20 protein-coding genes are annotated in these 19,271 nt (G+C 64.1%); 4 read left to right on the top strand and 16 right to left on the bottom strand.

Annotated features, from left to right (window positions below; all coding sequences use genetic code 11):
- Nucleotides 1-17: 17 nt before the first annotated feature.
- Nucleotides 18-413 carry a type II toxin-antitoxin system VapC family toxin gene (locus tag HWE01_RS15425; protein ID WP_008326180.1) on the bottom strand — a complete coding sequence of 132 codons (396 nt, stop codon included), beginning with the start codon at nucleotides 411-413 and terminating at the stop codon, nucleotides 18-20.
- Entirely contained in the window at nucleotides 410-643 is a 234-nt protein-coding gene (locus HWE01_RS15420; RefSeq protein WP_008326179.1) for a type II toxin-antitoxin system Phd/YefM family antitoxin, read from the bottom strand. The genes HWE01_RS15425 and HWE01_RS15420 overlap by 4 nt, the downstream gene beginning before the upstream one ends.
- 264 nt (nucleotides 644-907) lie before the next feature.
- Between HWE01_RS15420 and HWE01_RS15415 the strand changes: the two genes are divergently transcribed.
- Nucleotides 908-1,645, top strand: coding sequence for a type 1 glutamine amidotransferase (locus HWE01_RS15415; protein WP_241822264.1), 738 nt, complete (start codon nucleotides 908-910; stop codon nucleotides 1,643-1,645).
- A 12-nt stretch (nucleotides 1,646-1,657) separates the two neighbouring features.
- On the opposite strand, the gene HWE01_RS15410 is transcribed toward HWE01_RS15415, so the two are convergent.
- The 3 genes from HWE01_RS15410 to HWE01_RS15400 form a co-directional block, all read right to left on the bottom strand.
- A complete protein-coding gene (locus HWE01_RS15410; RefSeq protein WP_008326177.1) occupies nucleotides 1,658-2,548 on the bottom strand; it encodes a LysR family transcriptional regulator in 891 nt (296 codons plus the stop codon).
- A 91-nt stretch (nucleotides 2,549-2,639) separates the two neighbouring features.
- The gene (locus HWE01_RS15405) at nucleotides 2,640-4,703 is read right to left on the bottom strand and encodes a 2Fe-2S iron-sulfur cluster-binding protein (protein ID WP_241822263.1); all 2,064 of its coding nucleotides are present in this window, start codon (nucleotides 4,701-4,703) and stop codon (nucleotides 2,640-2,642) included.
- Between the two features lie 67 nt (nucleotides 4,704-4,770).
- Nucleotides 4,771-5,391, bottom strand: coding sequence for a glutathione S-transferase family protein (locus HWE01_RS15400; protein WP_241822262.1), 621 nt, complete (start codon nucleotides 5,389-5,391; stop codon nucleotides 4,771-4,773).
- A 422-nt stretch (nucleotides 5,392-5,813) separates the two neighbouring features.
- Here HWE01_RS15400 and HWE01_RS15395 point away from each other — a divergent pair, with 422 nt between their 5' ends.
- Entirely contained in the window at nucleotides 5,814-6,974 is a 1,161-nt protein-coding gene (locus tag HWE01_RS15395; RefSeq protein ID WP_241822261.1) for a GGDEF domain-containing protein, read from the top strand.
- A gap of 77 nt (nucleotides 6,975-7,051) precedes the next feature.
- Here HWE01_RS15395 and HWE01_RS15390 read toward each other — a convergent pair whose 3' ends face one another.
- The gene (locus tag HWE01_RS15390) at nucleotides 7,052-8,131 is read right to left on the bottom strand and encodes an alpha/beta fold hydrolase (protein WP_241822260.1); all 1,080 of its coding nucleotides are present in this window, start codon (nucleotides 8,129-8,131) and stop codon (nucleotides 7,052-7,054) included.
- A gap of 251 nt (nucleotides 8,132-8,382) precedes the next feature.
- Between HWE01_RS15390 and HWE01_RS15385 the strand changes: the two genes are divergently transcribed.
- Nucleotides 8,383-8,598, top strand: coding sequence for a YMGG-like glycine zipper-containing protein (locus HWE01_RS15385; protein WP_008326171.1), 216 nt, complete (start codon nucleotides 8,383-8,385; stop codon nucleotides 8,596-8,598).
- Between the two features lie 70 nt (nucleotides 8,599-8,668).
- Here HWE01_RS15385 and HWE01_RS15380 read toward each other — a convergent pair whose 3' ends face one another.
- From HWE01_RS15380 to HWE01_RS15350, 7 genes are all read right to left on the bottom strand, one after another.
- Nucleotides 8,669-9,394 carry an SDR family oxidoreductase gene (locus HWE01_RS15380; RefSeq protein ID WP_008326170.1) on the bottom strand — a complete coding sequence of 242 codons (726 nt, stop codon included), beginning with the start codon at nucleotides 9,392-9,394 and terminating at the stop codon, nucleotides 8,669-8,671.
- Nucleotides 9,395-9,408: 14 nt separating this feature from the next.
- Nucleotides 9,409-11,055, bottom strand: coding sequence for an FGGY-family carbohydrate kinase (locus tag HWE01_RS15375; RefSeq protein ID WP_241822259.1), 1,647 nt, complete (start codon nucleotides 11,053-11,055; stop codon nucleotides 9,409-9,411).
- 49 nt (nucleotides 11,056-11,104) lie between these two features.
- On the bottom strand, nucleotides 11,105-11,836 hold the full coding sequence (locus tag HWE01_RS15370) for an SDR family oxidoreductase (RefSeq protein ID WP_241822258.1): 732 nt from the start codon (nucleotides 11,834-11,836) through the stop codon (nucleotides 11,105-11,107).
- 52 nt (nucleotides 11,837-11,888) lie between these two features.
- On the bottom strand, nucleotides 11,889-12,875 hold the full coding sequence (locus tag HWE01_RS15365) for an ABC transporter permease (RefSeq protein ID WP_034349824.1): 987 nt from the start codon (nucleotides 12,873-12,875) through the stop codon (nucleotides 11,889-11,891).
- The gene (locus tag HWE01_RS15360; RefSeq protein ID WP_241822257.1) at nucleotides 12,865-14,367 is read right to left on the bottom strand and encodes a sugar ABC transporter ATP-binding protein; all 1,503 of its coding nucleotides are present in this window, start codon (nucleotides 14,365-14,367) and stop codon (nucleotides 12,865-12,867) included. The genes HWE01_RS15365 and HWE01_RS15360 overlap by 11 nt, the downstream gene beginning before the upstream one ends.
- A 58-nt stretch (nucleotides 14,368-14,425) precedes the next feature.
- Nucleotides 14,426-15,346 carry an ABC transporter substrate-binding protein gene (locus HWE01_RS15355; protein ID WP_241822256.1) on the bottom strand — a complete coding sequence of 307 codons (921 nt, stop codon included), beginning with the start codon at nucleotides 15,344-15,346 and terminating at the stop codon, nucleotides 14,426-14,428.
- Between the two features lie 167 nt (nucleotides 15,347-15,513).
- Nucleotides 15,514-16,401 (bottom strand): AraC family transcriptional regulator, encoded by an 888-nt coding sequence (locus HWE01_RS15350; RefSeq protein ID WP_237713505.1) that lies wholly within the window; start codon nucleotides 16,399-16,401, stop codon nucleotides 15,514-15,516.
- 302 nt (nucleotides 16,402-16,703) lie between these two features.
- On the opposite strand from HWE01_RS15350, the gene HWE01_RS15345 reads away from it, so the two are divergent.
- Nucleotides 16,704-17,420, top strand: coding sequence for an MgtC/SapB family protein (locus HWE01_RS15345; RefSeq protein ID WP_241822255.1), 717 nt, complete (start codon nucleotides 16,704-16,706; stop codon nucleotides 17,418-17,420).
- Here HWE01_RS15345 and HWE01_RS15340 read toward each other — a convergent pair whose 3' ends face one another.
- The 3 genes from HWE01_RS15340 to HWE01_RS15330 are packed head-to-tail and all read right to left on the bottom strand — an operon-like array spanning nucleotide 17,421 to nucleotide 19,269.
- The gene (locus tag HWE01_RS15340) at nucleotides 17,421-17,840 is read right to left on the bottom strand and encodes a nuclear transport factor 2 family protein (protein ID WP_241822254.1); all 420 of its coding nucleotides are present in this window, start codon (nucleotides 17,838-17,840) and stop codon (nucleotides 17,421-17,423) included.
- A 2-nt stretch (nucleotides 17,841-17,842) separates the two neighbouring features.
- The gene (locus HWE01_RS15335; protein WP_008326160.1) at nucleotides 17,843-18,703 is read right to left on the bottom strand and encodes an SDR family NAD(P)-dependent oxidoreductase; all 861 of its coding nucleotides are present in this window, start codon (nucleotides 18,701-18,703) and stop codon (nucleotides 17,843-17,845) included.
- Entirely contained in the window at nucleotides 18,700-19,269 is a 570-nt protein-coding gene (locus HWE01_RS15330) for a DUF3833 domain-containing protein (protein WP_008326159.1), read from the bottom strand. Before HWE01_RS15330 ends, HWE01_RS15335 begins: the two co-directional genes overlap by 4 nt.
- Nucleotides 19,270-19,271: the final 2 nt, after the last annotated feature.

The raw sequence follows: 19,271 nt of genomic DNA, 5'->3' as shown, positions 1-19,271 counted from the left end.
CCGTCTTGGCGGCCCTTCTACCAGACGGTCTTGACATGCGGGTAGGCGCGAATTTTGTCATCCTTCGTGACAAGCGGGACCGAAAACTTTCGCGCCGTTGCCACGATCATCCGGTCAGCCGGATCCTTGTGAAATTCTCCTGGCAAGTTCACCGATTTCACGAGAATTTCCACATCCATCGGCACGATACGCACTGCATCGATTTCCGACACGGTATTCATCCAGCGCTCTACCTCCATGGACAGCACCAGTTTCTCGCGCTCCACGAGCATGGCGATTTCCCAGGCGGAAATAGCCGAGATGAGGATCTCGCCGTCCCCCATCTCCTTTTCAATCGTCTTGCGTGCTTTCCGGCTCAAGGTGGCATCGCCACTGACCCACCAGACCAAAGCATGCGTATCGAGAACGATCACTGGCCCGCCTCCCACGCCACATCGAGCGGCTCGGTAGGGTCTTCATAACGCAATACGGAGCCCGCCAGGATAGTCAGTGGCGCACGCTCGGCGTCCCGAAACGGACGGACTTCCACGGTGGGCTTGCCGTGGTCGGTCACCACTACGCTTTCCCCGGATGCTTCGACCTGGCGAAAATATTCCAGCGCTTTGGCCTTGAATTCCGTCTTGGATACCTGGTTGCCTTGCATGGATCACCTCTTCGTGAAACGACGATGGCCTGGATTAAGGACTTTTCACATCATGCAGCAAAAATGACTATCGTTACAAGTCATTTTGGTGGAAACATCGCTGTTCACAATGAGTGATCCCTGGCCGGCGCCGCACCCTCGTTCGCGTCTGTGGCTTTACGGGATGTTTACATCCCCACTCAAAAATACAACCCGCCGTTTACGTACCCCATCCTACATTGACGTCTCCTCCACTACGGACCGGCCGAAGCCCGTCCCCCGTTCATGAGACCGATCGCCATCCTCCAGCATGAAAGCACGCAGGGCCCTGGTGTCCTGCTCGATCATCTGGAACAACACGCCCTGCCCTATTGCCTGTTCCATCCCGCCGCCGAGGGCGATGCCCCGCGCGATGCCAGCCAGTTTTCCGGCATCGTCACGCTGGGCAGCGACCGTAGCGTCAATGAAGACCTGCCCTGGATTCATGCCGAACACGCCCTCCTGCAAGATGCTCTGGCCCGCGACGTGCCGGTGCTGGGCCACTGTTTCGGTGCCCAGCTGACGGCCCGCGCCATGGGCGCACGGGTCAGCCGCAACCTCTGCGCTAACATCGGCTGGAGCCCGGTCTGGGTCACGCCCCCGGCACAGCAACGTATGGGACTGGCACGTCAGGTGAGCATCTTCAACTGGCATTACGACACCTTCGAAATTCCCGTCGGCGCCGTGCGCACCATGTATGGCAGCCACTGCCTCAACAAGGGATTCATGCGCGGCAAGCAATGGGGTTTCCAGGGCCATCTCGAAGTGACCGAAGAGAGCGTGCGCAACTGGTGTGCGACCGGACGCGACGAACTGCTCTGTGCACACGGCCCGGCGGCACAAAGCCGGGAACAGATCCTCGATCAATTGCCGGAGCGCATCGCCGCCCTGCGCCTGGTCGCCGACCAGACCTACGCGGCATGGACGCGCCAACTGAACCGCCCCCTGCGTATTTCAGTGCGGGTACCAGCGTATTACGGATGAATCCCGCAGCGCTCAGTGGAACGCAGGATGCGCGCGCAGGCGGCTCACCGCCAGATCGATGAAGGCACGCACCTTGGCCGGGGAACGCCGCCCTTCCGGATAGAGCACGTGGATCGGCAGGGGCGGCTCTTCGAACTCGCTCATGACCCGCTGCAAGCGCCCGGCCTGGAGGTCGGCTGCCACCTGATAGGCCAGCACGCGCGTCAACCCCCAGCCCTGGCGGGCGGTGCTGATGGCGGCTTCATTGGTATTGGTCTGCAGGGCCGCGTCGATCACCACACGCTGGCCATCGGCAAAGCGCCATTCCGGCGAAGCCCAGGCGCTGGTGGACGTGACGATGCGATGTTGCTTCAGATCAGCGGGCGAGGTCGGCGTGCCATGCTGGCGCAGATAGTCGGGTGAGGCACAGATCACGCGGCTGACCGAACCGACCTGGATGGCCGTGAATCCGGAATCGGGCAGATGGCCGATACGCACCGCCACATCCATGCCCTCTTCCACGATGTTGACCGGACGATCCACGAAGAAAGTCCGCGCCCGCATGCCCGGATAGAGATCGAGGTATTCCGTGACGATGGGCAGCACATGCAGCTGCCCGAACAACAAGGCCGCCGTCACCGACAGCGTGCCCGAGGGCTGGTCGTAATGGCCGGCGGCGGCCGCTTCGGCTTCGGCGATTTCGGCCAGGATGCGGCGGCAGTCTTCCAGATAGCGAGCCCCGGCTTCGGTGGTCTTGACCGAGCGCGTGGTACGCACCAGCAGCCGTGCGCCGACCAGTTCTTCCAGTCCCGCCACGGTGCGGGTGACCACCGGCGCACTCAACTGCATCTGCCGCGCCGCCCTGGCGAAACTGGCGGTCTCGGCCACTTGCACGAAGATTCGCATTGCCAGCCATCGGTCCATGTGCCTTCCTTGCCTGCCTGTCGGAGAAGGTCGCATTATGCCCTCTTCAGCGGCATCCGGAGCGGGACTTTCCAAAGCCTTCATATCGCCCTCACAGCGCCAGCTCCAGGCGCTGCGCATCCGTGCCAGATGGCTTGGCCGGACGCGCACAGCACAGCAGCACCTCGCCTTCGCCCACGCTGGCCTGCGGCGGCTTGAGGTAAGTCACCTCGCCGGCCAGCAAACGGGTGCGGCAAGTACCGCAGTGGCCTTCGCGGCAACTGAACTCGGGCGACAGGCCGCGTGCTTCGGCCAGCTCCAGCAAGCTGCCAGAGTCAGGTGTCCAGCGGGCTTCCTTGAGGCTTTCCATGAAGATCACCGGGACGGCCGTGTCCGCCACCGGTGCCAGCGGCACCGCCGCCTCGACGGTGTTGCCGGTGCGGGTGAGCGAGGCCGGACCAAAGGCTTCGGCATGGATGCGCTCATCGCCGATGCCGAATCCGCGCAAGCCATCGTAGAGCCCCTGCATGAAGCCGCCCGGACCGCACAGGTAAAACTCGTAATCGCCAAACGGCAGGCTGCGCGAGAGCAGGTTCATGTCGATACGGCCAGCGGCGTCGAACGCGTCGCCCTCGCGGGCGCCGGTGGTATCGCTGAGCACGCGTACCAGCCTGACCGCGCCACGCGAGGCCGCCACCAGCTCGGCCAGCTCGGCGTCGAAGGCGCGCTCGCCCATTGTGCGTGCGGCGTAAAACAAGATGGCCGGGCGCATGCGCTGGCGGCGCAATCCTTCCTGGACCAGGTGGCGCAGCATGGCCATCATCGGCGTAATGCCCACGCCCGCGGCCAGCAGCACCATCGGCCTGTCGGTGGCGGTATCGAGCGTGAAATCCCCCGCCGGGGCGCGCGCCTCGATGCGGTCGCCCTCGCGCGACTGCGCATGCAGGTATTGCGATACCACGCCCTCGCGCTTGACGCTGATGCGGTAATGCCCCTCGTGCGGTGCCGAAGACAAGGTGTAGGTGCGGATCAACGGCGCGGCCCCGGCCTCGGTCTGCACCCGGATCGGCAGGTGCTGGCCCGGCAGCGCCGGCAGCAACCCGGCGCCATCGTCGGCCACCAGGTGGAAGGAGCGGATGGTCTCGCTTTCCTGCACGATGCGCGCCACCTTCAGGCTGCGCCACTGGCCCGAGAGGGCCTGGGCGCGCAGGCGCTCGGCGGCTTGCTGCCAGTCGCCCGTCATGAGCGCATAGGGCGAAAAGGCGTGTTCCTGGAACGCCCAGCGCAAGGCCAGTGCCGCACGGCGGCGCACGATGCGCTGCGGGCGGAAGGTCCACAGGCGCTCGGCACCCTCGAAGGCGGCGATCTCGGGGGAGTCGAGGATCACCTCAGCCTGCCCGGTCATCTGCAAGACATCGCCTGAGGCATAGTCCACAAAGAGCAAACCCGCATGGCCATTGAGCACGATGTTGCCCAGGGTCGAAAAGAACAGGTTGCCGTTGAAGTCCGGCACGGTCAGCATGCCCTCCTCATCGACCCGGACAAACCCCGGCTTGCCGCCCCGATGCGAGACATCCACCTGGCGCCGCCCTTCCAGGTCGGCATAGGTGGCCACGAAGAAGGCATCGGCGCCGGCGATCAGGGCACGGGCCGCTGCGTCCAGCGTGGACAGCATCTCGACCTGCCCGGTATGCGCCTCGGCGGGCTCACGGGCAAAGGAATAGTCGCGCAGCTGGATGTAGCGCGGGCAATTGCCGAAGCTCTGGTCCACCTGCACGCGCCATCCGTCGGCCAGCGGTGCGAGCACGCCATTCATGCGATTGCGGCGCCGCGTGTGCATCTCGATGCTCAGCAGGCCGACCGGCGCGCCTGCAGCCATGCCGGCGGCGGCCGGGTCGCCGGAGGCAGGACGGGCGTGCATGTCCAGCCGGGTCGGCGCAGGCGAGACCAGGAAGCCGGGATGGCCTTCGAGGAAGGTGGCCCACGCGTCGCCCGACGCATCGACACTGCCCAGCACGATGAAGGGCAGCTGGCCGTAGAAATCACGGTGCTGCTCGGGCATGAAGTCGCGCACCACGCGCTGCCCCACGGACTCCATCTTGTCGGCCACGCCGAGTTGCGCTTGCAGTTGCTTCTCACCGGCGTGCCAGGTCGGTAGCTTGGGGAAAGTGCTCATGACGGACCTCTCGAAAAGACAGTGCCAGCAATCGCCGTGACGGCGGCCTGGAAATGCGCCCGGACAATCAGGCCTGGGCAGCCCGCAGACCAGCGGCGGTGCGGGGGAAAGGCACGAAGCCCGGCAGGGCCTCGATGCGCTCCAGCAAGCCCAGCACGGCCGGATAGGCGCTGAGGTCGACGTTGCCCTCGGGCGCCCCGGCCAGGTAGCTGTAGACGGCCACATCGGCGATGGTCGGGTGATCGGCGGCCAGCCATTGGCGCGTGGCCAGGTGCTGCTCCATGCGGCCCAGCAGCAGGTGCGCGCGCTGGATCACTTCTTCCGGATTGAAACGGGCACCGAAGACGGTAATGAGGCGTGCGGCGGCCGGACCATAGGCCAGCTCACCGGCGGCCACCGACAGCCAGCGCTGCACGGCGGCGGCGCCCTGGGCATCCTCGGGCAGCCAGTCGGTGCGGCCGGCCTTCTTGGCCAGGTAGACCAGGATGGCGTTGGAGTCGGCGATGACGGCATCCCCATCTTCCAGCACCGGCACCTGACCAAAGGGATTCAAGGCGAGGAAGGCCGGCTGCTTGTGGGCGCCACCGGCCAGGTCCACGTGAATCAGCTCGGCCTCCAGGCCCAGCAGCGAAGCGAACAGGACGGCGCGATGAGCATGACCGGACAAGGGGAAATGATGGATCTTCATGGGAGGGCTCCTGGTGGATTGGGTCGGTCATGGAGTGTTCCTTGACCGTGACGCCAGTGTGGAGCCAAGCGCGGATGAAGAGAATCCGTGCCGTCGGCACTTCTTTATTGCACAGAGAGGAATAATGTGAAGAAAAATGTGAAGAAAAAAACGAGCCCTCAACGAGAATCCGGAAGCTTCGTTCAGTCTCGCCTTCACCAGCAACGTCGCTCATCCGCCCGGTAGCGCCCAGCTCGCTTGAAGAATCGCTGGCACGGGCGTTGGCGGCCCGCGCTTGCGAACGGGAAATGTTGCCTGACGGGATGTGTGAAGAAGCCTTCATTTCCTCCTGTACGCGCCCATGTCGCTTGGTTATGATCTTTCGCGGGGAGGGCCTGTTCAGGCCCTGAGGACAGGCGGATGGCAAAGCGCAAGGGGACGCTATGCATTATCAGATCGTGCACGCCTTCGGGGCTGGAGTGTATTGCGTCTTCATTGCGCTGTTCCTGCTGGCCGCGCGCATCCCGCGCACTCCTCCCGGTGCCAACTGGTTCGCTGCCGCCATCGGCTGTGCCCTGGTGGGACGACTGGCAGTGCTCTACCTGGCGCCACTGGGCGAGCGCGCCCTGGCCAGTCCGGTGTACGGGAGCTTCCTGATCCTGGAAAAAGTGTTGCTGGTGATCGGCTTCGTGCGCTTCTTCGATCTTGGGCATCGCACCCGGCTGGTACGGCTGGTCAGCCTGGCGGCCATCATCGCCGAACTGTGGATGCTGTGGTCAGACAACCAGCTGGCCCTGCCGCTCATCAAGAGCACCAGCTATGCCCTCTTCAACGTGTTTGCGCTGGGCAGCCTGTGCTGGATGATCCTGCGCGACGACCTCGACTGTCCGCCGCTCATGCGCCGCTGCATGGCCACCGCCGCCATCGCCCTGATGCTGCACTGGGCCTGCGGCGGACTGGTCGGATCGCTCTATGCCCCCTGGCTGCGCTATGGCTTTCTGCTGGGCACGGCGTTGGTGGCGCTGCTGTACATGAGCCTGCTCACGGCCATCCTGGCACTGTTCCACCGGCGCCTGATCCAGGCCGAGGAAAAGGCACTCAAGATGGCCTTCAAGGATCCACTCACTGGCCTCTACAACAAGCATTTCATGAACAACCTGTTCGACCAGGCGCTGCTGCTGGCCACCCGACCGCATCACCTGGTGGCGGTGTATTACATCGACCTGGACAACTTCAAACCCGTCAATGACCAGGCCGGTCATGCGGTCGGCGACAAGGTGCTCATGTGCGTGGCGCAGCGCTTGAAGGAAGCCGTGCGCAGCACCGACATCTGCGCGCGCCTGGGCGGCGATGAATTCACCGTGATCGCCACCCAACTGGAACGCCAGGACCAGGCCCCGGAAATCGCCAAGAAGCTGCTGGCCAAGCTGGCCGCCCCCATCGAGGTCGGGCAGCAGCAATTCGTGCTGGGGGCCAGCATCGGCATCAGCCTTTATCCCAGCCACGGGCAAGACCTGTCGCGACTCCTGGAGCAGGCCGATGCCGCCATGTATCACGTCAAGCACCGGGGCAAGAGCGGATATGAACTCTATACCGCCGGATAGGCGATGCAGGCTCGCCCGCAAGCCGGGGGGCAGACCGCTGGTGAAGATCCGTCCCCCCGACGTGGCAGGGCTGCGCGTCAGCGGGTGGGCAAGCCCTGGATGAACTGCCCCAGTTCGCGCGCATAGAAGCGCGCCATGCCGGTGGTACCGTGGCCGCGTGTCTCGGTACTGGCGGGGATGAGCAGCAATTGCGCACTCGGCACTTCCTTCAATGCGGCCTGCATGAGGCCGGTCTCGGGCGGGTTGCGTTCATCGTCGGCGGAATTGATGGCCAGCACCGGCACCTTGATCTTCGACAGGCCCGGCGCGGCGTTGTAATCGGCCGAGGAACCCCACTGGTAGATGAAGTCATTGGCGTCCGCCGTCACCGGCGCGGCCAGACGCTGATCGACCAGCTTGTCGGCCTGGGCATGTGTGCCGGCGCTGGCCTGGTAGGCCAGCGTGCCGCCATTGGTGGCAATGATGAACATGTTGTTGGCCAGGCGCAGCGAGGGCGGCTGGGTGGTGTAGTTGCCATTGTTCCAGGCCGGGTCCTGCTTGATGGATTCCACCAGCATGCGCCGCATCATCCAGTTGCGGCTGGCCATCTCGGTGGGCTGGGACGCCATCGGCACCAGAGCGTCGGCAAAGCCCGGATGGGTAGCGCCCCACAGCCAGGTCTGCATGCCGCCCATGGAATTGCCGATGATCAGGCGCAGGTGCGTAATGCCCATGCCCTCGGTCAGCATGCGGTATTGCGCCAGCACCATGTCGTCATAGTTGTATTGCGGGAAGGCCGCGCGCAGTCCGTCGGAAGGCTTGCTGGACTTGCCCACGCCGATGCCGTCCGGAATGATGATGAAATACTTGCCGGCGTCCAGCGGCTGGCCGGGACCAAACAGCTGGCCGCCGAAGTCCTTGGACAGCATCGCACCAGCGCTCTGGTAGGTACCATGCAGCACCAACACCGCCGGGTTGCTGCGTTCCCCCAGCGTGATGTAGTGCAGCCGCAGGTCCTCCAGCGTCTGGCCGGTATGGAACTGGAAGCGCGGTGCCACCCAGCTGCCTTCGACCGGTTTGAGCGGTTCGGCGGCATGCACGGGAGCGGCTCCCAGCAGGAGCACGGAAGAGGTGAGCAACAGGCGGGCCGCCCGGCGCAGGCTTGAGGTCAGGGTCATGAGGTCTCTCTGGTCTGGTTATTATGAAAAATACACGCCTGCTACCCCTCTTCCCAAGGGATGGTAGGACGCAGGCCAAAGTATGTAACAACTGTAAGAGAACGTGTTGCAACTCGAATCTTTTCGAGAACAAGCTGGTCTATTGCCTTGTCCGCTCGCCTTCGCCTGCCTCTCTGAGGCAGCCTGCGCGAGCCGGGCCCTCATTCAAAAAACTTCGGGAACCAGCCCAACTTTCGATCAGGAAAAAAATCATGAAAACACTGCACAAGATCGCTGCCATTTCCATCACTGCCATCGCGCTGACCGCCATGACCGGCTGCAGCAACATGAGCACCCGCGACAAGAACACTGCCATCGGCGCCACCGTAGGCGCCGTGGGCGGCGCCATCCTGACCGGTGGCAGCGGCATCGGTACTGCCGGCGGTGCGGCCGTGGGCGGCATCATCGGCCATCAGATCGGCCGTTGAGCCGACTCCGGACGGCTACCAGCCCCTTGCAAGGGCGGTCTTCGGGCCGCCCTTGTTGCGTCTGCAGGGCCTACGCCGCCAGGAAGCCGCCATCGACCGGCACCACTGCACCCGTGAGCATGGCGGCATCCGCCGAGAGCAACATGGCGATGCTGCGCGCCACGTCCTCGGCGCTGGCGAAGCGCTGTAGCGGATGGCGCACCATCATCGGTGCCGACTTGGCCGGATCGCTCCAGGCCGCCTCGGCCAGTTCGGTCAGGGTGATGGTCGGAGCCACCGCATTGACGCGGATGCCATAGGCCCCCAGTTCCTTGGCCAGGACCCGCGTCGCGCCTTCCAGACCGGCTTTGGAGGCGGCATAGCAAAGATGCTCGGCAAAGCCGCGATGACCTGCAATCGAGCTGATGTTGACGATGGCGCCGCCTCCCCCGGCGGCCATGCGCGCCCGCGCGAAGGCCTGACAGGTGATGAGGGCGGCGCGCAGATTCACCCCCAGAACGGCCTCGTAGGCTTCATCGCTCATCTCGGTACTGGATTGCAGCACGTTGATGCCGGCACTGTTGATGAGAAAATCCGCCGTGCCGGCCTGCGCCATGGCGCGCCGGGCGGCGGCAGGATCGGCCAGGTCGACCTGGATCGAACGAGCGCCGATTTCCTCGCGCAGGCTGGCCAGATCGCTGGCGGTGCGCGACAGGGCGATCACCTCGGCCCCTCGTTGTGCCATCAGCCGCGCGCAGGCGCGGCCTATACCCTTGCCGGCGCCGGTGATGATGACCGATGTTCCTGAAAATTCCATCCGGGTTTCCTTGTTCAATGCGCGGTGGCGGACTGCGCCGCCAGCAGCGGGGCCAGGCTGTCGCGCACCTCGCGCGCCAGTTGCTGGCTGTTGAGAAAGGCCTGATAACGCGCCTGGTGCAGTTGGCCGATGGCCTCCCCCACCGGGGCGTTGCGTCCGGCCACGCTGGACATGGCGGCCATGGCCGTCTTCAGGTCGGCATGGGTACCGGCAGCGACAGCGGCCAGCATGGCCGATCCCAGCAGCACCGGCTCCGGGCAGGCGGTGATTTCCACCGGCAGACCGGTGGCATCGGCCAGCAACTGGCGGGTGAGCGCATGCGTACCGGCGCCGCCCGAGACCGCGATGCTGGCAATGCGCACCCCACACGCCGCCTGCGCCTCGATGATCTGGCGCAAGCCGTAGCCCAGGCTGCACAAACCGGCCACGTAGAACGCCACCAGGCTGTCGATGTCGTGTTCCATGCCCAGCCCCAGCAACAGCGCGCGCGCCTGCGGATCAGCCAGCGGTGAACGGTTGCCGAGGAATTCCGGCACCACGTTGATCTGCCCGGCCAGCCAGACCGCCTGCGCCGGTTGTGCAACAGCGGCAAGCGCCCGCGCGGCCAGCCACTGCGGCAACTCCATGCCCTCGGCGGCGGCTTGCTGGCGCGCTTGCGGCGTGGCCGGATGCAGCCGCAACAGGTGATCAATGGCCGCACCCGCCGCGGACTGTCCACCTTCGTTCAGCCACATGCCGGGTGCCATGGCGTTGTAATACGGGCCCCACACGCCGGGCACGAAGACGGCCTCGGCATTGCTGGTCATGGTGCAGGACGAGGTTCCGAACACATAGGCCATGCAGGCTGCCGCATCCCCCGCACCGCCGCGCGCGGCCACCGTGCCCACACCACCGGCGTGCGCATCGATGAGTCCGGCAGCCACCGCAATACCGGGTCGCAACTGCAGTGCCTGCGCAGCCTGCCCGGACAAGCCGCCGCGCAATGCCGTACCGGGCCACACCACTTCCTGGCCGATGCGTGCAAACCCCTGGTCGGCCAGATCACCCAGGCCGATGCGACGGAAGTAGTCGGCATCCCAGCGCCCTTCATGGGCCAGATAAGTCCACTTGCAGGTGACGGTGCAGGATGAGCGCTGCAAGGATCCGGTCGCCTTCCATGTCAGGAAATCGGTGAGGTCGAAGAAATGCGCCGCCCCGTGATATACCGCCGGCAGGTGTTCCTTCAGCCACAGCAGCTTGGGTGTTTCCATCTCCGGCGAAATCACGCCGCCCACATAGGACAGCACCGCATACCCGCCAGCATTGATGCGCTGTGCCTGCTCCAGCGCGCGATGATCCATCCACACGATGACATCGCGCTCGGGATGGTCCGCATCGCCCACGCCCGCCGGTGCGCCTTGCACTACCAGCGAACAGGTGGCATCCACACCGATGCCGGTAACGCTGGCCGGATCGATGCCGGCCGTAGCGACCGCGGCGCGCACCGCATGACATACCGCGTCCCATATCTGGGCGCTGGATTGTTCGACGCGCGCACGGCGCTCGTCGCGGAAAAGATCGATGTCATGTCGGGCGCTGCCACACAACGTGCCGCTACGATCAAATACGCCGGCCCGGGCCGAACCGGTGCCGACATCGATGCCGATCAGATAGGTCTCCATCTTTCCTCGCTGGTTGCCTGAAGGGACCACCCTGCCGCGTGCATTGCACTCACACGCGGTCGAAATTGGTGGGCAGCACGAGCATATCGCGGATGGTCACGTTGCGATTGCGGGTCAGCATGTACTCCACCGCATCGGCCACTTCGGAAGGCTCGATCAGGCTGCCGGATTCCTTCGCCTTGCGCAGGTTCTCTTCGGGCCAGTCGGCCAGCAGGGCCGAGATCACCGGTCCCGGAGAAACCTGTCCCACCCGTATGCCATGCGGGATCATCTGGCGCCGCATGGTCTGCACGAAACAGGTGATGGCCCATTTGGAGCCCGCATAAACCGGCTCCCAGTAAGTCGGGAAATGCCCGGCCACCGAGCAGGTGACGATGATGTCGCCGCTCTTGCGCTCCATCATGTGCGGCGCCACCGCATGCACGTTCTTCATCACGGCATTGACGTTGAGGTTGAGCATCTTGTCGATGGCCTCGGGCGTGGTGTCCACCAGCTCGCCGCCGATATAGGTACCGGCATTGCAGTAGAGGATGTCGATGTGATCGACCTTCTTGAGGATCTCCGGCACCATCGCCGCGCAGCTGTCGGCATCCAGCAGATTGGTCACCTGCGGGATGGCCTTGGGACCGAGGCGTGCGGCCAGTGCTTCCAGGGCCTTGGCATTCCAGTCCACCATGACCACGGTCACGCCATTGGCCAGCAGTTTTTCGGTGGTGGCAAGGCCAATGCCGGAGGCGGCGCCCGTGATGACGGCGATCTTGCCGGCCAGGGATAGTGTCATGTTCTGTCTCCTTGTGAATGAAATCAAGTATGAATAAAAGGAATGGAATTGCTCAACGCCATTCCCTGGCGATATAGATCGCCAGCAGGATGATCACGCCGCGAATGATGTCCTGCAGGTAGGGATTGATGCCCATCAGGTTCAGGCCATTGTTGAGGATGCCCAGCAGCACCGCACCGATGAGCGTGCCCACCACCAGCCCGCGCCCACCGGCGATGGCCGTGCCGCCCAGCACCACGGCGGCAATCGCATCCAGTTCGAAACCCACGCCCGCATTGGGCTGGCCTGACATCAGGCGGCCCGTGAGGATGATGGCCGCCAGCCCCGAGGTGAAACCGGAAATCGCATACACCGCCAGCTTGATGCGCGTAGTCTTCACGCCTGACAAACGCGCTGCCATCTCATTGCCGCCGATGGCATATACATGGCGACCAAAGGGCGTGCGCTGCAACAGCACCCACGCCAGGGCATAGACCACCAGCATCAGGATCACCGGCACCGGGATCATGCCGATGCGCCCCACGCCGAACCACGAGATCCAGCCCGGCAGCCCCGAGATCGGATAGCCGCCCGAGTAGATCAGCCCGACCCCGCGTGCCACGCCCATGGTGGCCAGCGTGACGATGATGGCCGGCATGCGGCCCCAGGCCACCAGTGCGCCGTTGAGCAGGCCGATAGCCACCGCCAGCGCTACCCCGGCCAGCAGTGCCACCGGTGCGGGCAGGCCGCTGTTGACGATCAGCCCGGCCGACAAGGTACCGGCCAATGCCATGGCCGCACCGACCGACAGATCGATGCCGCCCGTGAGGATGACGAAAGTCATGCCCACGGCGAGGATGCCGACAATGGACACCTGGCGCAGCACGTTGAGCCAGTTGGAGACGGTAAAGAAACTGTCCGAGGCCAGCCCCATGAGTAGCGACACCACCACCAGCCCGGCCAGCGGCAGCGCCAGTGGTGAATGGATCAGGGCGCGCCAGCGCGCCCGGGAAGCGGCGTGCACGGGGGCGGCGCCGAGAGCGTTTGCGTCATGCTGCATGGTGAAGTCTCCCGCTGGTTGCATGGGTCATGATTTCCTCGGCGGTCACGGCATCGCCTTCGACGGTGGCCACGATGCCGCCGCCCTTGAAGACGCAGACCCGGTCTGCCATGCCGACCACCTCCGGCAACTCGGAAGAAATCATGATGATGGAATAGCCTTGCGCGGTGAATTCGCGCATGAGCTGGTAAATCTCGGCCTTGGCACCCACATCGATGCCGCGCGTCGGTTCATCGAAGATCAGCACCTGCATGTGGTGATTGATCCAGCGCGCGATCACCACCTTCTGCTGGTTGCCGCCGGACAGGGTATCGACCCGCGCATGCGCATCCGGTGCCTTCACCCGCACACGCTGCATGGCCGTGCGCGTGGCGTCGGCTTCACGTCGACGGTCGAGGAAGAGGCCACCACACCGATACTTGCCGTAGTTGTTCAGCGAGATGTTGTGCAGGATGGGGAAGCTGGTGATGAGTCCCTGCTCCTTGCGACTCTCCGGCAGCAAACCGATGCCGGCCTGCAGCGCTTGCGCCGGATCGGCAAAGCGCAGCGGCACACCGCGCATGGAGAGCTGGCACTGCACCGCCGGATGCGCGCCCAGCATGGCCAGCACGGTCTCGGTGCGTCCGGACCCGACCAGACCGGCAAAGCCCAGGATCTCGCCGCGTCGCAACTGGAAGCGCGACACCGGGCCATGGCGTTTCAACTGCAGTGCCTGGACCTCCAGCACCACATCGTCTTCGGGCGCGGCCGCAGGCTTGGGCGGAAAACAGTTCTCGATGCGCCGTCCGACCATCATCTCTACCAGCTGCGCCTGATCCACTTCGCTCACGGCGCAGGTGCCGATGTATGCACCATCGCGCAGCACGGTGATGCGGTCGCAGATCTCGAAGATTTCTTCCAGATGATGCGAGATGAAAATGATCGCCACCCCCTGTTCGCGCAAGCCGCGCATGACCTTGAAGAGGTGCGCGACCTCACCGGGGGTGAGGGTTGCGGTCGGTTCATCCAGCACCAGGATGCGGGCGTCGAGTGCCAGTGCCTTGGCGATCTCGACAAACTGTTGCTGCGCCACCGAGAGCCTGCACACGGGCACATCCAAAGCAATCTCCACGCCCAGTTGCGCGATGATCTGCGCCGCACGACGCTTCATGGCCGCGCGTTGCAGCAGGCCGAACCTACCGCGTAGTTCGCGGGCGAGGAACATGTTGTCCACCGCATCCAGATAGGGGATCAGTGAAAACTCCTGAAACACCACACCGACGCCCGCTGCGATGGCTTCGTGATAGCGGGCGAAGCGGCGCGGTTCACCATCGATGCGGATCTCGCCGCCGTCCGGCGCGACGATGCCGCAGAGGATCTTCATCAGCGTGGACTTGCCCGCGCCGTTCTCGCCCAGCAGCGCGTGGACTTCACCGGCGCGCACCTCCAGATCGACACCGCGCAGCACTGTCACGGGGCCAAAGTTCTTCTTGATACCAGTCAGTTGGAGCATGGCTGCCTCCATCGAGGGAAAGGAAGGTGCGGCAACGCATGGCTGCCGCACCGACGGCTTACCAGTTGAAGCCGGCCGCGTTCTTCTTGGTCACCGGCATGACGTCGATGGGCACTTCCTTGGGCACCACGCGCGCGCCCCATTTCTTGGCCAGGGCCATGGCCAGGCCCACGCGCACCTGGTCACGCGGGAACTGCGCGGTGGTCTCGATGAAGGGGCCGCCATCGGCAATGGCCTTGACCGCTTCCGGCGCACCATCCACCGAAGTGAGCTTGATATCCTTGCCGCTGCCCTGGATGGCCGCCAGTGCGCCCATGGCACCGCCGTCATTGACGGAGAAGATGCCCTTGAGGTTGGGGCGCGCCTGGATCATGTTCTCCACCACGCCCAGCGCCACCGAGCGGTCCTGACGGCCGTTCTGGGTGGCCACCAGCTTGATGTCCTTGTACTCGGCCAGGGCCTGCTTGCAACCTTCCACGCGCTGCAGGATGGGCACCACGGGGATGCCGTCGAGGATGGCCACCTCGCCCTTGCCGCCGATGGCATCGGCCAGTGCGCGACAGGACTGATACCCGGCATCCTTGTTCTTGGAACCGACGAACATGTCCACCGGGCCGGAGGCATTGGCGTCCACCGCCACAACGATCACGTTGCGCGCCTTGGCCGCTTTCACTGCCGCTTCCACGCCAGCGGAGTCGGTCGGGTTGATGAGCAGGATGTCGATGTTCTGTTGCAACATGTCTTCGATATCGGCGATCTGCTTGGCCACGTTGTGGGCAGCATCGGTGACGATGACCTTGGCGCCGAAGGACTTGGCGGCCTCATCGAGCGCCTTCTTCATCGAGACGAAATAGGGGTTGTTCATCTCCTGGAAGCTCATGCCGATCTTGAGCCTGGACAGTTCCTGCGCGCCTGCCGGTGCGGTGAAGGCCACCAGCGTGGCGGTGGACAGGGCCAGTGCGGTCAGTGCTTTCTTCATTGCAGTCTCCATTGTTGTTGGTCGTGTGCTTGATGACGGGATTGCCCGGCATGCTCGTTACGAAGTGACAGGCGACACCTGTCCTGTTCCGGAAAGCGGGGCTTTCCTGAATGCGGCTTCCCCGGATCAGGGAAATGATCTAAATGATTTCGCAGATTCCGCCGACGCTATCCGGTGGCGGCAAAGAGGCCATTGCTGGCAAAGGTATTGCGGAACTCCGAAGGCGACATGCCCTTGATCTTCTGGAAGTGCCGGTTGAAATTGGAGAGATTGGAAAACCCGGTCTCGTAGCAGATGTCGGTGATGCGCGCCTCCGGATTGTTGAGCAGGGCCAGGCAGGCCAGGTCCACGCGCAGCTGGTTCTTGTAGCGTACCAGCGTGGTCCCGGTGTGCCGCTTGAAGGCGCGCGAGAAGGTACTCAGGTTCTGCCCCACCATGTCGGCCAGGTCCTGTTCGCCGATGTCATCGGTGAGGTGCTCGCGCAGATAGGCGATGGCGCGATTGAGACCGCTGCTGTTCACGCCGGAGAGATCGAGCTTGTAGGAGAGACTGGCCAGCACTTCGGGTTCGGGCGAATTGGCCAGCACGTCGAGGATTTCCCAGAACAACGCCAGCCGTTTCAGGCCGCGCTGGTCGATCAGTCGCTGCATCAGCGGGCGCACCATATCGCTGGTGGCGGCATCGAAGAGCAGGCCGCGATGGCTGCGCTCCAGCAGCGGCATGATGGCGTCCATCTCGGGGATACTGGCCGCGCACTGGTCTACCAGTTGCTCGGGGAACTGGATCACCAGCGAGCGCACCGGCACCACTTCATCGCGGCCGATATTGGAAATCCAGTTCTGCGGCAGATTGGGACCGGTCATCACCAGCTGGCCGGGCGCGAAATCGCCGATGTGGTCACCAACATAGAAACGGCCCGAGGTCGCCACCACCAGGTGGATCTCGTATTCCGGATGGTAGTGCCAGCGCACGGTACGGAAGGGGTAGCCGTGCATCCATGCCGCAAAGGATTCCCCCTTGCGGATATGGACCAGTTCCAGGTCGGGCTGCATCATGTCTCCTCTCAATCGAGAGCATTTTCTTTGTGGAATCTGACAAATCGCTATTGTCAGTTTTCGCCATGTACTGCATCTTAGTGCCCGTCTGGCTGGGGCTTCTACATCACCAGCGAAGAGGGACTGATACTTTTTTGCATTTTTGAACAAAGAGAATGAAATACGATGCACGGCAGCAAAACGGCCCTCCGGGCTCCGTCTGCGCCCGATTTGTCATGCCCCTGTTGCATTGAAGGGGCATCATCGCGCACCATGGCGCAGCGCACACCGCGCGCCGTCCCCCTGAACGTACCGGAAGTCCCATGCAAATCCTGGCCAACATCAATCTCGATTCCCTGCTCGATACCTTCATCAGCCTCACCGCCGCCTTCGTGCTGGGTGGCCTGATCGGCCTGGAACGCCAGTACCGGCAGCGTACTGCCGGCCTGCGCACCAATGTGCTGGTGGCGCTGGGGGCGGCGGTCTTCGTGGACATGGCCAACCGCCTGGCCGGGCATGACGGCGCGGTCCATGTGGTGGCCTATGTGGTCTCGGGCGTCGGTTTTCTGGGCGCGGGCGTGATCATGCGCGAGGAAGGCAATGTGCGCGGCATCAACACCGCCGCCACCTTGTGGGGCTCGGCGGCGGTCGGTGCGGCAGCGGGCGCGGACCTGATCCTGGAAGCGATCCTGGCGACCCTCTTCGTGCTGGCCGCCAATACCCTGCTGCGCCCGGTGGTCAATACCATCAACCGCAAGCCGCTGGACGTGCCCTCGGTGGAAGTGACCAACACCCTCCACCTGATCGTGGAGAGCGCACACCAGAAACGTGTGCTGACCGCCGTGACCGACATGCTGGAGCAAAGCCGCCATCCTACGCACGACCTGGATGTACGCCCCTTTACCGATGATGAGGTGGAAATCGAAGCCACCCTGGCGGCCACTTCCGTGGATGGCGATGAGCTCGATGCGCTGGTCGAGCGGCTGCTGGCCTTGCCGGCCGTGAAACAGGCGTTCTGGAGTCCCAGTACGACCGATTGATCAATTAGTAGCGCTGAACTTGCCGCGCAACCACTTCACCGGCCCGCCGATGAGCGGCAATTTCTGCCACAGCTCTTCAGCCGCATCCCAGTAATCGCGGTGCTCGATGACCAACCCCGCTGTATCGAAGCGCAAATGCGTCGCTCCCAGCACCGTGTAGAACCGGCCCTTGAGCCGGAACTCGAAACGCCAGGTGGCAAAGCCCTGTGCGCCCTGCCCCATGCGCTCCAGGATCACGAAGCGTGGCTCTTCCGTGGTCTCGAACATGTGGGCAAAGATGGCACGGATGGAGCGCAGGCCCTTGATGTCATTGAAGGGGTCCTTGAACAGGGCCTCGGGCGCATAGAATTCGCCAATCCTGTCCAGGCTGCCGCGATCCAGCGCGCCATACCAGTCCAGCAAACGGTCCAGGTGCTGCATGGTCAGCTCAACAGAAAACGCTGGAACAGGACGAAGCGCAGCCGGAACGGCAGCAGCCGAAGGATCTTCAGCCAGGCCGTGAAGCGCCGCGGGAAGTGGATCTCGAAGCGGCCTTCGGAGATCCCGCGCCAGATGGCGGTGGCCGCCTGCTGCGGCGTCTGGATGGCCGGCATGGGAAAGTCGTTCTTGTCGGTCAGGTCGGTTTTCACGAAACCCGGATTGATCAGGTACACGTTCAATCCCTTGGGCCGCAAATCGCTATAAAGAATTTCCGCCAGATTGATCAGTGCGGCCTTGCCCGGACCATATACGGTCGCCCCCGGCAGCCCCACATAACCGGCCACGCTGGCCACCAGCGCAATGCCGCCGCTGCCGCGCGCCAGCATGTCGGGCAAGGCCGCACCCAATGCCGAATAGACGCTGGCGACGTTGGTGCGCAGGGTGTGTTCGGCCTCGTCTTCCTGGACTTCCCAACTGCGCTCGGGACGATACTTGGCCGCACAAAAGACCAGCAGATCGACACCGCCGAAGGCTTCCACGATGCGCGCATGCTGGTCGCGCCAGGCATCATGGCAGAGCACATCCAGCGGCGCGATGAAGGCATTCTTGTGGGCCGCCGCCACCTCTTGCAGCACATCGGCCCGGCGCGCCGAGAGTGCCACCCGGGCACCGGCCTGCAACGCCTGGCGGGCCAGCTCGGCGCCGATACCGCTGGAGGCGCCGACCAGCCAGATGCGCAGGCCGCGCAAGTCACTGACCGGTTGATTCATCGGACCAAACAACACGGCCGGGCGCGAGATCGGGGCGCGCTCGCCGGCGGCGCCGACAGCCTCCTTGGTCAAGGGCTTGGACTGGGTGTTCATACGCCCTCCTTGCGGAAGAACAGCGTGACCTGGCCCACTTCCACACCGAACTTGCTCATGCTGGTGCGGTTGATGAGGGTGCGCTCGTCCATCTGGTACATCCAGTCATCCATCTGGACTTCGTATTGCTTGTCATCGACCGGCAGCAGCAGCGTGTAATTCCAGTGCAGCGCATTGCCGGCCGTATGGCCGATGGCCTCGCCGATGACGTCACCGGCACGTCCACGCCAGCTGTTGTCGGGCTGGCGTACCAGGGTCCAGATGCGGGTCTGGGTCTGGCCATCGTCATAACGGAAACGCTCGTCCAGCGTGAGCGTATTGCCCTCCACGGTGCCGGTCACGACCACGTGAAAACGCCGCGCCACTTCGCCGCTGCGCTTCTGGAACATGCCCCAGGCTTCCGTGCGGCCCTTGAAGAAGACCGCCGGATCGAACACCGGTGTCTTGCCTGCATAGTCCGACAATTGTTGCGAGGCGCAACCACCCAGCAGCACTGCCAGCAGCGCCAGTCCCAACCAGGTCCACAGGCGCGCGGGCAGGTCCGGGCGCATCAGCTTGGCATCCATGA

This window comes from Herbaspirillum sp. C7C8 (assembly GCF_022627875.1).
Lineage (GTDB): Bacteria > Pseudomonadota > Gammaproteobacteria > Burkholderiales > Burkholderiaceae_D > Herbaspirillum.
The sequence above is the reverse complement of the archived record's forward strand: the minus strand, read 5'-3'. Positions and strand labels throughout refer to the sequence as shown.